Annotated in this window: 13 protein-coding genes and 2 tRNA genes; 5 read left to right on the top strand and 10 right to left on the bottom strand. The window is 66.8% G+C overall.

What is annotated here, in order from left to right:
- Nucleotides 1–20: 20 nt before the first annotated feature.
- Complete coding sequence (locus tag AAFP30_RS02635; protein ID WP_419228269.1) at nucleotides 21–2,207, top strand: RNA degradosome polyphosphate kinase; 2,187 nt, start codon at nucleotides 21–23, stop codon at nucleotides 2,205–2,207.
- Nucleotides 2,208–2,215: 8 nt separating this feature from the next.
- Entirely contained in the window at nucleotides 2,216–3,133 is a 918-nt protein-coding gene (locus tag AAFP30_RS02630; protein WP_419228268.1) for an NUDIX hydrolase, read from the top strand.
- A gap of 75 nt (nucleotides 3,134–3,208) precedes the next feature.
- Here AAFP30_RS02630 and AAFP30_RS02625 read toward each other — a convergent pair whose 3' ends face one another.
- The 3 genes from AAFP30_RS02625 to leuC form a co-directional block, all read right to left on the bottom strand.
- Nucleotides 3,209–3,760, bottom strand: a complete 552-nt coding sequence (locus tag AAFP30_RS02625; protein ID WP_419228267.1) for an HU family DNA-binding protein — start codon at nucleotides 3,758–3,760, stop codon at nucleotides 3,209–3,211.
- Between the two features lie 172 nt (nucleotides 3,761–3,932).
- Nucleotides 3,933–4,529, bottom strand: a complete 597-nt coding sequence (gene leuD, locus AAFP30_RS02620) for a 3-isopropylmalate dehydratase small subunit (protein ID WP_419228266.1) — start codon at nucleotides 4,527–4,529, stop codon at nucleotides 3,933–3,935.
- A 59-nt stretch (nucleotides 4,530–4,588) separates the two neighbouring features.
- A complete protein-coding gene (gene leuC / locus AAFP30_RS02615; RefSeq protein ID WP_419228265.1) occupies nucleotides 4,589–6,025 on the bottom strand; it encodes a 3-isopropylmalate dehydratase large subunit in 1,437 nt (478 codons plus the stop codon).
- Between the two features lie 106 nt (nucleotides 6,026–6,131).
- Here leuC and AAFP30_RS02610 point away from each other — a divergent pair, with 106 nt between their 5' ends.
- Together AAFP30_RS02610 and AAFP30_RS02605 are read left to right on the top strand one after the other, a co-directional pair.
- Complete coding sequence (locus AAFP30_RS02610; protein WP_419228264.1) at nucleotides 6,132–6,866, top strand: IclR family transcriptional regulator; 735 nt, start codon at nucleotides 6,132–6,134, stop codon at nucleotides 6,864–6,866.
- Between the two features lie 32 nt (nucleotides 6,867–6,898).
- Nucleotides 6,899–7,396: a PPOX class F420-dependent oxidoreductase gene (locus tag AAFP30_RS02605; RefSeq protein ID WP_419228263.1), complete on the top strand. Its 498-nt coding sequence runs from the start codon at nucleotides 6,899–6,901 to the stop codon at nucleotides 7,394–7,396.
- Between the two features lie 68 nt (nucleotides 7,397–7,464).
- Here AAFP30_RS02605 and AAFP30_RS02600 read toward each other — a convergent pair.
- The 5 genes from AAFP30_RS02600 to AAFP30_RS02580 all read right to left on the bottom strand — a co-directional run bounded on the left by AAFP30_RS02600 (nucleotide 7,465) and on the right by AAFP30_RS02580 (nucleotide 10,905).
- Nucleotides 7,465–7,537: transfer RNA gene (locus AAFP30_RS02600), tRNA-Glu, on the bottom strand.
- A gap of 51 nt (nucleotides 7,538–7,588) precedes the next feature.
- Nucleotides 7,589–7,660: transfer RNA gene (locus AAFP30_RS02595), tRNA-Gln, on the bottom strand.
- Nucleotides 7,661–7,768: 108 nt separating this feature from the next.
- Nucleotides 7,769–9,241: a glutamate--tRNA ligase gene (gltX, locus tag AAFP30_RS02590; protein WP_419228262.1), complete on the bottom strand. Its 1,473-nt coding sequence runs from the start codon at nucleotides 9,239–9,241 to the stop codon at nucleotides 7,769–7,771.
- Between the two features lie 72 nt (nucleotides 9,242–9,313).
- Nucleotides 9,314–10,135: an alpha/beta fold hydrolase gene (locus AAFP30_RS02585; protein WP_419228261.1), complete on the bottom strand. Its 822-nt coding sequence runs from the start codon at nucleotides 10,133–10,135 to the stop codon at nucleotides 9,314–9,316.
- On the bottom strand, nucleotides 10,132–10,905 hold the full coding sequence (locus AAFP30_RS02580; protein ID WP_419228260.1) for a fumarylacetoacetate hydrolase family protein: 774 nt from the start codon (nucleotides 10,903–10,905) through the stop codon (nucleotides 10,132–10,134). Before AAFP30_RS02580 ends, AAFP30_RS02585 begins: the two co-directional genes overlap by 4 nt.
- A 140-nt stretch (nucleotides 10,906–11,045) precedes the next feature.
- Between AAFP30_RS02580 and AAFP30_RS02575 the strand changes: the two genes are divergently transcribed.
- Nucleotides 11,046–12,248: an MFS transporter gene (locus AAFP30_RS02575; RefSeq protein WP_419228259.1), complete on the top strand. Its 1,203-nt coding sequence runs from the start codon at nucleotides 11,046–11,048 to the stop codon at nucleotides 12,246–12,248.
- Here AAFP30_RS02575 and AAFP30_RS02570 read toward each other — a convergent pair.
- Both AAFP30_RS02570 and AAFP30_RS02565 read right to left on the bottom strand, forming a co-directional pair.
- Entirely contained in the window at nucleotides 12,187–13,215 is a 1,029-nt protein-coding gene (locus AAFP30_RS02570) for a hypothetical protein (protein ID WP_419228258.1), read from the bottom strand. The genes AAFP30_RS02575 and AAFP30_RS02570 overlap by 62 nt on opposite strands.
- The gene (locus tag AAFP30_RS02565) at nucleotides 13,212–13,565 is read right to left on the bottom strand and encodes a GntR family transcriptional regulator (RefSeq protein ID WP_419228257.1); all 354 of its coding nucleotides are present in this window, start codon (nucleotides 13,563–13,565) and stop codon (nucleotides 13,212–13,214) included. The genes AAFP30_RS02570 and AAFP30_RS02565 overlap by 4 nt, the downstream gene beginning before the upstream one ends.
- Nucleotides 13,566–13,595: the final 30 nt, after the last annotated feature.

Raw genomic sequence — 13,595 nt, 5'->3', positions numbered from 1 at the left:
CGATGCGTCATGATTAGACGGTGAGCCCTGCCGACGACATCGCCACCCAGCCGCTGTCCGCCATCCCCGGCGCACCGCCCGCGGCGACCCTGCAGCCCGATGAGTCCGCCGACCTCCCCGAGGACCGGTACCTGAACCGAGAGTTGAGCTGGCTCGACTTCAACTCCCGGGTACTCGCCCTGGCCGAGGACACCTCGATGCCGCTGCTCGAACGGGCGAAGTTCCTCGCGATCTTCGCGTCCAATCTCGACGAGTTCTTCATGGTCCGCGTCGCCGGTCTCAAACGCCGCGACGAAACCGGACTGTCGGTGCGCTCGGCCGACGGGCTCTCGCCGCGGGAACAGCTGTCGCGCATCGCCGGCCGCACCCAGACCCTCGCCGACCGCCACGCCCGCGTGTTCATGGATTCGGTGCGCCCGGCGCTGGCGGACAACGACATTCACGTCGTGGCCTGGTCGGACCTGAACGCCGAACAGCAGTCGCGCCTGGTGGAGTACTTCCACGAGGACGTCTTCCCCGTCCTGACTCCGCTGGCCGTCGACCCGGCCCACCCGTTCCCCTATATCAGTGGTCTGTCGCTGAATCTGGCGGTGACGGTCAAGGACGCCCACGAGGGTGGCGAACACTTCGCCCGAGTCAAGGTCCCCGACAACGTGAGTCGCTTTGTGCGGGTCGACAAACTGGTGCCGCAATCCGCCGGGGCGTCGGACGGACGCGACCGTCGCGCCGTGTTCCTGCCGCTGGAGAATCTCATCGCGGCGAATCTGGAGAACCTGTTCCCCGGCATGGAAATCGTTGAACACCATGCCTTCCGGATCACCCGCAACGCGGACTTCGAGGTCGACGAGGACCGCGACGAGGACCTGCTGCAGGCCATGGAGCGTGAGATCGCCCGCCGCCGTTTCGGTTCGCCGGTGCGCCTCGAGGTCGCCGACGACATGAGCGAGCACATGCTCGAACTCCTGCTGCGGGAACTCGATGTGGACCCGGCCGACGTCATCCAGGTCCCCGGACTCCTCGACCTCTCCTGCCTCTTCCAGGTCAACGGACTCGACCGGCCACATCTCAAGGACCGCCCGTTCGTACCTTTGACGCATCCGGCGTTCGGCGAACGCGAGACCGCGAAGAGTGTGTTCTCCACGCTGCGCGAAGGCGATGTCCTCGTTCATCATCCGTATGACTCGTTCTCCACCAGCGTGCAACGATTCATCGAGCAGGCCGCCGCCGACCCGCAGGTCCTCGCGATCAAGCAGACGCTCTACCGCACCTCCGGCGACTCACCGATCGTCAACGCGCTGATCGACGCGGCGGCGGCCGGCAAACAGGTCGTCGCCCTCGTGGAGATCAAGGCGCGGTTCGACGAGGTGGCGAACATCAAGTGGGCCAGGCAACTCGAGCAGGCGGGCGTGCACGTGGTCTACGGTCTCGTCGGACTCAAGACCCACTGCAAGACATGTCTGGTGGTGCGGCGCGAGGGGTCGCAGATCCGTCGCTACTGCCATATCGGTACCGGCAACTACAACCCCAAGACCGCACGACTGTATGAGGACGTGGGCCTGTTCACCGCCGCTCCCGACATCGGCGCGGACCTCACCGACCTCTTCAACACGTTGACCGGGTACTCCCGTAAGAAGGAGTATCGCAATATCTTGGTGGCGCCGCACGGGATTCGCTCCGGGATCATCGCGCGTATCCACGGTGAGATCGAGCGGCTCCGGGCCGGCGACGAGCGGGCGCGCATCCAACTGAAGGCGAACGCGCTCGTCGACGAGCAGGTGATCGACGCGCTCTATCGCGCCTCGCAGAGCGGGGTGCCGGTGGAGATCGTGGTGCGTGGCATCTGCGCGCTGCGTCCCGGCATGCCGGGCGTCAGCGAGAACATCGTCGTCCGATCGATCCTCGGTCAGTTCCTCGAGCATTCGCGCATCCTGTATTTCGGTGCGCAGAACGAGTATTGGTTGGGCAGCGCGGACATGATGCACCGCAACCTCGACCGGCGGGTGGAGGTGATGGCCCAGGTGCGCGATGGTCGGCTCACCGGCGAGTTGGCCGACATGTTCGCCTCGGCCCTGGACCCGCGCACGCGGTGCTGGGTGCTGCAGTCCGATGGCAGCTGGGTGGCCTCCCCGGCCGCCGGCGAGGAGGTGCGCGACCATCAACGACAGATGATGCGCCGCCATCGTCGGGCGCTGGACTCGAGCTCGTAAGCCGTCGGATGTCGAAGTCGCGCAAGACGGTGTGGGCCGCCGGCGGCGTCGTGTGGCGTCACGCACCCGACGGGCCGATCGAGATCTGCGTCATTCACCGTCCGGGACATGATGATTGGACCCTGCCCAAGGGGAAGGCCGAAGCCGGCGAGACATTGATCACCACATCGGTGCGGGAGATCGAGGAGGAGACCGGACAGCGGGTGCGGCTCGGCCGGTTTCTCCGGGAGGTGGCTTACGAGCTACCGAACTCCGATCACAAGCGGGTGCGGTACTGGTCGGCGCACGCGCTGGGCGGACGTGAGTTCGTCGCCAACGACGAGGTCGACGAACTACGGTGGGTCGGGCTCGACGAGGCCCGGGAGATGTTGAGCTATCGGCTCGATCGCACGATCCTCACCGAGTTCACTCGCCTGCCGGTCGAGGCGCACACGCTGTTGCTGGTTCGGCATGCCCGCGCCGGACGTCGCTCCCGCTACAAGGGAGACGACCGGAAACGGCCGCTCGACAAGCTCGGACGTGAGCAGGCGAAGGAATTGACCGGCCTCCTGCTGGACTTCGGTGCGCAGCGGGTGCATGCGGCCGACCGGGTGCGCTGCGAACAGACGGTCGCACCGTTGGCCGCGGCCCTCGACGTGCCGATCGAGATGGAGCCGCAACTGTCCGAGGAGGCCTACCGGGCCGATCCCGACAAGGCGCACAAGCGGATCCTGGAGATCGCCGCGGACCGCTCGGCGATCCACGCGGTGTGCAGTCAGGGCAAGGTCATCCCACCGCTGATGTCGTGGTGGGCCGACGCCGACGGCATCACATTGCCGGCCAAACGCAATCGCAAAGGGAGCGTGTGGGTCCTGTCACTGGTCGACGGTCGACTCATCGCCGCCGACCATGTCGACAGCCCGCTTCCGCGGGTGGATCACGGCTGAGCACCGGCCGGACACACAGATCAGCCCCCGACGAGGGAAGATCGTCGGGGGCTGATCTGTAGGAGTCGGGCGAACTCAGCGACGAGTTGCCTTCTTGGCCGGAGCCTTCTTGGCTGCAGTCTTCTTGGCCGGAGCCGCCTTCTTGGCCGGAGCCTTCTTGGCTGCAGTCTTCTTGGCCGGAGCCTTCTTGGCCGGAGCCTTCTTGGCTGCAGTCTTCTTGGCCGGAGCCGCCTTCTTGGCCGGAGCCTTCTTGGCAGCGGTCTTCTTGGCCGGAGCCGCCTTCTTCGCCGCGGTGCCACCGGTGGCGCCGCTGCCCCGCTTCACGGCCGGGCCGGACGCGGCGAGCTTCTGCTTGCCGGCCACGACAGCCTTGAACTGTGCGCCCGGACGGAACGCCGGAACCGAGGTGGCCTTGACCTTCACGGTCTCACCGGTCCGCGGGTTGCGGGCGACGCGCGGTGCGCGACGGCGCTTCTCGAAGACACCGAAACCGGTGATCGTCACGCTCTCGCCCTTGTTCACCGCACGCACGATTGTGTCGACGATGTGCTCGACCGCGGCGGTCGCAGTTTTGCGATCCGAGTCGAGCTTGGTGGTCAGCTCATCGATGAGCTCTGCCTTGTTCATGGAAACCTCCGCAAGCTGTTCTGGCCCATCGGTTATGACCAGCTACTCCACACGGTAAACGCCGAAGTCGAAAACGTCCATCTTCCACGCCAATTAACCCGACGTGTTGCGAAATCGAAAGCGGTGTCCGCGCTTGCGAAAGAGGGTACCCGATGAGCCGATCAGCCCGAAATCATCCGGCCTGCAGCGTCTCCGGCTTGAACGTCGGACGCGTCGACTCGAACGCAGAAATCGCCTCTACCTGCCGCAATGTCAATCCGATGTCGTCGAGACCCTCCATCAGACGCCACCGCGTGTAGTCATCAATTGCCAACGGCACCACGAGGTCTGCCGCGGTGACAGTCCGATCGGCAAGGCTCACGGTCACTTCCAGACCCGGCTGCTCTTCGAGCCGCTTCCAGAGCAATTCGACGTCGGACTGCTCGACCTGAGCGGCGACCAGACCGGCCTTTCCGGCGTTGCCGCGGAAGATATCGGCGAACCGCGACGAGATGACGACGCGAAAACCAAAGTCCGACAGAGCCCACACGGCGTGCTCCCGCGAGGAGCCGGTGCCGAAGTCGGGGCCCGCGACGAGCACCGAGCCGCGACTCCACGGTTCGGTGTTGAGGATGAAGTCCGGATCGCTCCGCCAGGCGGCGAAGAGTCCGTCCTCAAATCCGGTGCGGGTCACCCGCTTCAGGTAGACCGCCGGGATGATCTGGTCGGTGTCGACGTTGCTGCGGCGCATCGGCACGCCGATTCCGGTGTGGGAGATGAAGGGTTCCATGTCAGGGTTTTCCGATCGTGGTGATGGTCGAGAGGAGTGCTGCCGAGCGGATTCCGGGGTCAGACCAGGTCCGCCGGCGCGGACAGCGTGCCGCGGATCGCGGTGGCCGCGGCGACCGCGGGCGAGACGAGGTGTGTGCGACCGCCCTTGCCCTGCCGCCCTTCGAAGTTGCGGTTCGACGTCGAGGCGCAGCGCTCCCCCGGCGCGAGCTGATCCGGGTTCATGCCAAGGCACATCGAGCATCCGGCCTGTCGCCACTCGGCGCCGGCCGCGGTGAAGATCTCGCCGAGACCCTCGTCCTCGGCCTGTGCGCGCACCCGCATCGAGCCCGGCACGATCAGCATCCGCATGCCATCGGCGACCCGATGCCCCTTGAGGATGTCGGCGACGGCCCGCAGATCCTCGATCCGACCGTTGGTGCACGAACCGACAAACACGGTGTCGACCTTCACATCCCGCAGCGCGGTGCCCGGCGCGAGATCCATGTACTCCAGCGCCCGCGACGCGGCCGCCTTCTCGTTCTCGTCGACGATGTCGTCCGGATTCGGCACCTGCGCACCCAGCGGCGCACCCTGTCCCGGGTTGGTCCCCCAGGTGACGAAGGGCGTCAACTGCGTGGCGTCGATGTGCACCTCGGCGTCGAACTCGGCACCCGGATCGGTGCGCAAGCTGTCCCAATAGGCCACGGCAGCATCCCAATCGGCGCCGGTCGGGGCGTGGTCGCGACCCTTCAGGAAGTCGTAGGTGATCTGATCCGGGGCGATCATCCCGGCTCGGGCGCCGGCCTCGATCGACATGTTGCAGATGGTCATTCGCGATTCCATCGACAGCTTCTCGATCGCCGGGCCGCGGTACTCGAGGACGTATCCCTGTCCACCGCCGGTACCGATCTGCGCGATCACCGCGAGAATCAGGTCCTTGCTCGTAACGCCGGGCGGCAGTTCGCCGTCGACGTTGATGGCCATCGTCTTGAACGGCCGCAACGACAAAGTCTGGGTCGCCATCACGTGCTCGACCTCGGAGGTGCCGATTCCCATTGCCAGCGCACCGAATGCGCCGTGCGTCGACGTGTGGCTGTCACCGCAGACGACGGTCATGCCGGGCTGGGTGAGCCCGAGCTGGGGACCGACGACGTGCACGATGCCCTGCTCGGCATCGCCCATCGGGTACAGACGGATGCCGAACTCTTCGCAGTTGCGGCGCAACGTCTCCACCTGCGTGCGCGACACCTCGTCGGCGATGGGCTGGAAGATGTCGACGGTCGGGACGTTGTGGTCCTCGGTCGCGATCGTCAGGTCCGGACGCCGCACGGGCCGACCGGCAAGACGGAGGCCGTCGAAGGCCTGCGGGCTGGTGACCTCGTGCACGAGATGGAGGTCGATGTAGATGAGGTCGGGATTGGTGCTTCCGTCGTCATTCTTTTCGCCGGGCACGACGACGTGGTCGTCCCACACCTTCTCGGCGAGAGTACGCGGTGTGTTTGGGCTGGAACTCATGGCTGTACTCGCATCTGTTCGAATCGTCCTGGCGCGCCTACCCCGTCGGATTCCGCTCTGGCGGGTTCGGCGTGCATCTCACTATTTGGAACGCTAGTATCGTCCTATGGGAAAGGATAGCGCATCGGCAGCCAGCAGTGGAATCGGTGTCCTGGACAAGTCTGTCGTCGTGCTGCGCGCCATCGCCGAATCTCCGTGCAATCTCACCGAGTTGTGTGATCGGACCGCTCTGCCGCGGGCAACCGCACACCGGCTCGCGGTCGGCCTCGAGACCCACCGACTGCTCGCGCGCAACGCCGCCGGCCGGTGGTACCCCGGTCCGGCCCTGGGTGAATTGGCCGCCTCCGCACACGATCCCGTCCGCGAGGCGTCCCTGATGGTGCTCCCCCGACTCCGCGAGATCACCGGCGAATCGGTCCAGGTGTATCGGCGGGAGGGCGCCGAACGCGTCTGCATCGCGGCGATGGAACCACCGACGGGACTGCGCGACACCGTCCCGGTGGGGACTCGGTTCCCGATGAGCGCCGGGTCGGCGGCGAAAGTGCTACTCGCCTGGGCCGAACCGAGTACGCAGCGAGTCCTCCTGTCCGAGAGCGTCTTCAGCGAACGCGCGCTGCACGAGATCCGACGCCGCGGCTGGGCGCAGAGCGCGGGCGAACGCGCCGCCGGAGTGGCGAGCGTGTCCGCGCCGGTGCGCGACGGCAACGGCGAAGTGATCGCGGCGATCTCGGTCTCCGGCCCGATCGACCGGATGGGCCGACGCCCCGGTGCCCGGTGGGCCGCCGACCTGCTCGCCGCCGCCGAGGCCATTCAGAAGCGCCTACACACCAACCGCGGATGAGCCTCCCGACACCCGTCGGCTAGCGTCAGGCCATGGGACTCAATCAACGTAGCCAAATCGTCATGTCCGAGACGGAGATCACGGACTTCGTCGCGAACAGCCGAACCGCCACCCTCGCCACCACCGGGCCCGACGGCAGCATTCACCTCGTCGCCATGTGGTACGGCGTCGTCGACGGCGAGATCTGGTTCGAGACGAAGGCCAAGTCGCAGAAGGCGGTCAACCTCCGCCGCACCAACCGTTGCTCGGTGATGATCGAGGACGGCGACACCTACGACACCTTGCGTGGCGTGACCTTCGAAGGCACCGCCGAGATCCTCGACGATCCCGACTCGTGCCTGAAGGTCGGCATCAGCGTCTGGGAGCGCTACACCGGCCCGTACTCCGACGAGATGCGTCCGTTCGTCGATCAGATGATGCACAAGCGGGTGGCCGTGCGGGTCGTACCCGATCGCGTCCGGTCATGGGATCACCGCAAGCTCGGCCTCGACGCGATGCCGGTCGCCGGCAGTACCGCGCCGCAGAGCTGATCCTCGACCGCCGCCCACAACGACAACAGCGCCCCTCCCCGGTGATCGGAGAGGGGCGCTGTCGCTTGTAGCCCCGACGGGATTCGAACCCGCGCTACCGCCTTGAGAGGGCGGCGTCCTAGGCCGCTAGACGACGGGGCCAAGAACTTGCTCTTCAGTTGTGAACCTCAGGGATACTATCCCATCGGATCGCTGGGGTACCAGGACTCGAACCTAGAATGGCGGTACCAGAAACCGCTGTGTTGCCAATTACACCATACCCCAAGGTTTTCCCTTTTCTTCGCGGCGTCCCGCTCCGAAAGGGCCGTGGAGAAGAGTACCAAAGAGGACCCCATTAACCACAAATCGTGTGGTCAGAGGGGGTTTTCGGGTCTACTGGGCGATTCCGGCCCGCGCTGCGGCGAGCCGCGCGAGGCTCTTGTCGCGGCCGAGCAACTCCATCGATTCGAAGAGCGGAGGGCTCACCTGCGAGCCGGTGACGGCGACCCGCACCGGACCGAAGGCCTTGCGCGGTTTGAGCCCGAGATCGTCGACCAGGGCCTTCTTCAGGGCCTCCTCGATTGCCGGGCCGGTCCACGCCACGTCGGTCACCGCAGCGATGGTGGCGTCGAGGACCTCGGCGGCGTCGGCGCCGAGATTCTTGGCGGCCGACTTCTCGTCGATGGTGAACTCGTCGTCGGAGACATAGAGGAACGACATCAGCGGCCACGCATCCCCGAGTACCTGGATGCGGGTCTGCACCAGCTCGGCCAGCGCGGTGAAGGTGGAGTCGTCGACGTCCTCGGCGACGTAGCCGCGCTCGGTCAGGTATCGCTTGAGGCGTGCCGTGAAGTCGCCGAGTTCCAGTCGCCGGATGTGTTCGGCGTTGATGGCATCGGCCTTCTTCTGGTCGAACCGGGCCGGATTCGAATTGACCTGCCGCACATCGAAGGCCGCGATCATCTCGTCGAGGGTGAAGATGTCGGTCTCATGGGAGTAGCCCCAGCCGAGCAGGGCGAGGTAGTTGAGCAGCCCCTCGGGGAGGAACCCGCGATCGCGGTGGTGGAACAGATTCGACTCCGGGTCGCGCTTGGAGAGCTTCTTGTTGCCCTCCCCCATGACGAACGGGAGGTGCCCGAACTCCGGCACGCGCTCGGCCACGCCGATCCGGATCAGTGCCTCGTACAAGGCGATCTGCCGCGGCGTCGACGAGAGCAGGTCCTCACCGCGCAGCACGTGGGTGATCTTCATCATCGCGTCGTCGACCGGATTGACCAACGTGTACAGCGGGTCACCGTTCGCTCGGGTCAGCGCGAAGTCGGGCACGGCACCGGCCTTGATCGTGGTGGTGCCGCGCACCAGATCGTCCCAACTGATGTCGTGTGCAGGCATCCGAAGTCGCACAACGGCTTTGCGTCCGTCCGCGGCGTAGGCGGCGCGCTGCTCGTCGGTCAGGTCACGGTCGAAATTGTCGTACCCGAGCTTCGGGTCCCGGCCGGCCGCCAGGTGCCGTGCCTCGACCTCTTCGGGAGTGGAGTACGCCTCGTATGCCTCGCCCGCGGCGAGGAGTTGCGCGACGACATCGAGATGGGTGGCGCGCCGCTCCGACTGCCGATACGGCCCGTACGGACCGCCGACCTCGGGCCCCTCATCCCAGTCGAGACCGAGCCAGCGCAGCGATTCCAGGATGGCGTCGTAGGACTCCTGGCTGTCGCGCGCGGCGTCGGTGTCCTCGATCCGGAACACGAAGGTGCCCTTGTCGTGCCGGGCTTGGGCAAAGTTGAACAGTGCCGTGCGCACCATCCCGACGTGCGGGGTTCCGGTCGGAGATGGGCAGAAACGAACGCGGACATCGGAGGCGGTCATGGAGGTCAGGGTATCGAACCGCCCGTCGTGGCTCGGCTATCGCCTCGCGCCTCAGGGACCGGGCGGCACCTGTCAGCGCAGCGCCGAGAGGAAGCCGAGGAGCAACCGGTTCACCTCGGCGGGTTGCTCGAGGTAACCGAAGTGGCCGGCCTTGGCCACCTCCTCATAGCGCGCACCGGGAATCGCGTCGGCGACCTCCCGGGCCAGCCGGACCGGCAGCCGACGGTCGTCGGCGAAACCGATCACCAGAGACGGCACGGTGATGCCGCGGTAGGCTGCGAGCCGGTCACCCTCGTGTGCATGTATTTCCATCTGCGCGCGCACTCCCGGAGTGACCTCCTGCGGCGAGAACCCGATGATGTCGAGCCAGTCGCGGGCGGTGCGGTCGTCGGCCAGGGTGTGCGGCGACAGGTTGAGTTCGGCGGTGATCGCCGCCTCGTACTCCGGCGGCAGCGTGATCTTGTTGTCGTAGAGCGCACGTTCACCGGCCGAGATCGCCTCCTGCACGGGGGTGTTACGTCCGTAGGTGGCGATCATCACCGCCGCCCGCACCACGTCGGGCCGCGCGAGCGCGAGTTCCTGGGTGATGTGCGCGCCGAGCGAGGTACCCACCACGACGGCGGGTCCACCGCCGAGGTGTTCGATCAGTGCCGCGGTGTCGGCGACCATGTCGTCGATGGTGAAACCCTCGGCACACTCCGACGACGGGGCGATACCGCGGTTGTCGAAGGTCACCACGCGGTGGCCGGCCTTGGTCAATGCGGGCTGCTGATGCGCCCGCCACACCCGGCCGGGACTACCGGTACCCATGACCATCACGACGAGTGGTCCGGTGCCGGTCTCCTCGTAGGACAGTTCGATTCCGTTGACCCGTGCGACGTTCGGTCGATTCACGGCTTGTCGACCACCGGATTGCTCAGGGTGCCGAGCCCCTCGACGGTGACCGACACGCGCTGTCCCGCCACCATCGGTCCGACGCCTTCCGGTGTGCCGGTGAGGATCACGTCGCCGGGCAGCAGGGTCATCACGCGCGAGATCCACTCCACGATCGCGCCGATGTCGTGCAGCATCAGCGACGTACGGGTGCGCTGCTTGACCTCACCGTCGAGTTCGGTGACCAATTCCACATCACTTGGGTCGAACTCGGTCTCGATCCACGGACCGAGCGGGCAGAACGAGTCGTAGCCCTTGGCGCGGGTCCACTGCACGTCGGTCTTCTGCTGATCACGGGCGGTCACGTCGTTGGCGACGGTGTAGCCGAGGATCACGTCGGAGGCCTTGGCCGCGGCCACGTCCTTGCACGGCTGTCCGATCACCACCGCGAGCTCACCCTCGAAGTCGACCCGCTCCGAACTCGGCGGCCGCACGATCGGCACCTCCGGCCCGATGATCGACGTGTTCGGCTTGATGAAGATCACCGGATCGGCGGGAGCCTCGCCGCCCATCTCGGCGATGTGCGCGGCGTAATTCTTGCCGATACAGATGACCTTGGAGGCCAGAATCGGCGCCAGCAGCCGCACGTCGGCCAGCGCCCACGACCGCCCGGTGAATGTCGGTGTCCCGAACGGATGTTCGGCGATCTCCCGGGCCCGGGGTCCGTCCTCGGCACTCTCGATGGACACAAAGGCGACCCCGTCGGGGCTGGCAACTCGTCCTAAACGCATTACATGACCCTATCGCACCGGCGCGTTCCCACCCCTCGGGACTCGAGTTGGCCTGTGCAGCATCAAGTTCTAAAATGTGGAACAGAATGTCCACTATTTGAGATGAGGTGAGGAATGTGGCCGGCGGGAACGGGATTGACATGAGCAGGCCCGCGAACGAGATGTCGTCTACCCGACGGTGGGGCATGCTCGTCTGCGCGCTGGTGGCCGCGATGACCACCACATGCGCGGTCAGTGGATTCGCCTACCTCATCCCGACCCTGCACACCGACCACGGGCTCTCCCTCACCCAGGCCTCGGTGCTCGCAACCGTGCCGACCGTGGGCCTGATGCTGCTGATCATCCCGTGGGGCGCCTTGCTGGACCGCTTCGGCGAGCGGCGCATCCTCGTCATCTCGCTGCTGATAACGCTGGCGGGCACCGTCGGCGCGGTGATCGCCTCCGGTTCCGGCGCCCCGTACTGGACACTGGCCGTCTGGCTGTTCGTCGGCGGCCTCGGCGCCGGCGCAGCAAACGGTGCCAGCGGACGCATCGTGGTCGGCTGGTTCCCGGCGCGTCAGCGGGGCACGGCGATGGGCATCCGGCAGATGGCCCAACCGCTGGGGATCGCGGTGTGCGCGTTGACCATGCCGGCGATCGCCGAGCAGTTCGGCGTGACCGCGGCCCTGGTGGTGCCGGCGGCGGTCACCGCGGTCGGCTTGGTGGCGTGCGTCGTCGGCATCGTGGACCCGCCGCTGCCGCACAGTTCGACGGCCACCGCGTCGTCGACCGAAAACCCCTATCGGGCAAGCAGTTTTCTGGCCCGAGTGCACGGGGTGAGTGTGCTGCTGGTGATCCCGCAGTCGATGTTGTGGACATTCGTGCCGACCTGGCTGATCGTCGCGCACCACTGGGCGCCGGCGGCGGCCGGCCTGTTGGTCACGGTGACGCAGGTGATCGGCGCGCTGGGTCGGATTGCCGCGGGCCGGGTTTCCGACGTCTGGGGATCGCGGATGCGGCCGATCCGCGTGATCGCCGTCGCGGCGGCGGTCGCGATGGGGGTGCTGGCGCTGACCGACTGGCTGCACAGTCCGGTTGCCCCGGTCGTGATGGGTGTCGCGGTCGTCGCGTCGGTGGCCGACAACGGGTTGGCGTTCACCGCGATTGCCGAGTACGCCGGGCCGTCGTGGAGCGGTCGCGGGCTGGCGATCCAGAACACTGCTCAGTATCTGACGACGGCGGCGACCACGCCGGTCCTCGGTGCGCTGATCGGCGCGGCCGGTTTCCCGGCCGCGTTCGCGCTCACGGCGTTGAGTCCGCTTGTCGCCGTGGGCCTGGTCCCCCGTGACGCACAACGTGATTGACGAGGCCGGCGGCGGTGTCGGCATCATCGACGACGATGATCTCGCGCCGCCCGTCGGTCCGTCCGATCAGCAGTCCCGGACCTGACCTGAGCACGAACCCCTTGGCGCCCTTGAGTTTTCCATGGACGCACAGGCGGTAACCGTACCCTCCGAAGTCGCCGATCGCCCGCACGTCGACCACCTCGGCGTGATCGATGTCGTCGACAGGAATCCGGATGCGCGGCCAGCCGATCGCGCTGCGCACTGTCACGCCGGACCGATCCACGGTGACGCGAATACTCCACAGCATCACCATCGGTACGGCGAGGATCACCATCAGCACCGCCATCGGCCAGGATCGGGTGAGCACCGCCAGCGCGGCGATCACGATGAAGGCACCGCCGACGATCACCCCCGTCATCGGCGACGACGACACCGTGCGGGTCCAGGAGAAGCGTTCGGTGGCATCGAGATCGGCCATCGGCAGGTGCGGGTCACTCCCGGGCGCGGCAGGGTTGTGCCACCGCGGAACCAGTGCGGCACAGACGAAGCCCACCGCGAGTCCGATGACCAACGCCACCGCGATCTGCCACGTCGGTGTGGGCACGCCGCTCGCATCGGTCACCCCGCGTTGCGCCCCGGTGGTCGCCACGATCATGACGATCACGGAAACACTCACGCCCGCAACGATTCCCACGATCGATCGGACGACGGCCGGCTCGACCACCCGCCAGCACAGCGCCGCACCGATCAGCGCTCCGACCACGCCGGTGACGAGGACGAAGACGATCACCGCGGTCAAAGACGAGTACCCGTTGACGCCGTGAGTCGACCAGTGACTGGCCACCGGATCGGGCAGTCGGTCGCGCCAGGACGCCAGCATCAGCGCCCCGACCGCCGCGGCGCACAGCGCCGGGAGTACCGCCAGCGCCAGCACACGCGTGCGGATGCGATTGTCGTAGTGCCGTTGTACGGCTCGGTCAGTCATCGATTCCACCTCTCCGATACCTCGGTCAGCAACAGTTCCGGCCCGACACCGAGTCGGCGGGCCACCTCCACCAGACGATCCACGGCGTCCACGAGCTCCCCCCGGTCCGGCGCGGCTGCGGTGACGACCGCCCCGCGCCCGCGCCGCAACTCGACAATCCCCTCGTCGCGCAGCACCTGATACGCACGCAGCACCGTGTGCAGATTGATCTCGAGGGACGCCGCGAGTTCCCGCGCGGGCGGCAACCGCTCCCCCGCCCCGATATCCCCGCGAGCGAGTGCCCCGCGTACCGCGGCGGCCACCTGCTCGAACAGCGGCTCCCGCGACGTCGGGTCGATCGTGATCAACACCACTTCATCGTATAGTTCTATTTCAACTAG

Source organism: Gordonia sp. CPCC 205515 (genome assembly GCF_048537925.1).
In the GTDB taxonomy this organism is placed as follows: domain Bacteria; phylum Actinomycetota; class Actinomycetes; order Mycobacteriales; family Mycobacteriaceae; genus Gordonia.
This window is presented reverse-complemented; position numbering and strand designations above follow the sequence as displayed.

Coding starts and splice junctions, on each gene's coding strand:
- leuD (WP_419228266.1), bottom strand. CDS start 4,529: ATGGAACCCTTCATCTCCCACACCGGAATCGGCGTGCCGATGCGCCGC.
- AAFP30_RS02630 (WP_419228268.1), top strand. CDS start 2,216: ATGTCGAAGTCGCGCAAGACGGTGTGGGCCGCCGGCGGCGTCGTGTGG.
- gltX (WP_419228262.1), bottom strand. CDS start 9,241: ATGACCGCCTCCGATGTCCGCGTTCGTTTCTGCCCATCTCCGACCGGA.
- AAFP30_RS02605 (WP_419228263.1), top strand. CDS start 6,899: ATGGGACTCAATCAACGTAGCCAAATCGTCATGTCCGAGACGGAGATC.
- AAFP30_RS02570 (WP_419228258.1), bottom strand. CDS start 13,215: ATGACTGACCGAGCCGTACAACGGCACTACGACAATCGCATCCGCACG.
- AAFP30_RS02575 (WP_419228259.1), top strand. CDS start 11,046: ATGAGCAGGCCCGCGAACGAGATGTCGTCTACCCGACGGTGGGGCATG.
- AAFP30_RS02580 (WP_419228260.1), bottom strand. CDS start 10,905: ATGCGTTTAGGACGAGTTGCCAGCCCCGACGGGGTCGCCTTTGTGTCC.
- AAFP30_RS02625 (WP_419228267.1), bottom strand. CDS start 3,760: ATGAACAAGGCAGAGCTCATCGATGAGCTGACCACCAAGCTCGACTCG.
- leuC (WP_419228265.1), bottom strand. CDS start 6,025: ATGAGTTCCAGCCCAAACACACCGCGTACTCTCGCCGAGAAGGTGTGG.
- AAFP30_RS02610 (WP_419228264.1), top strand. CDS start 6,132: ATGGGAAAGGATAGCGCATCGGCAGCCAGCAGTGGAATCGGTGTCCTG.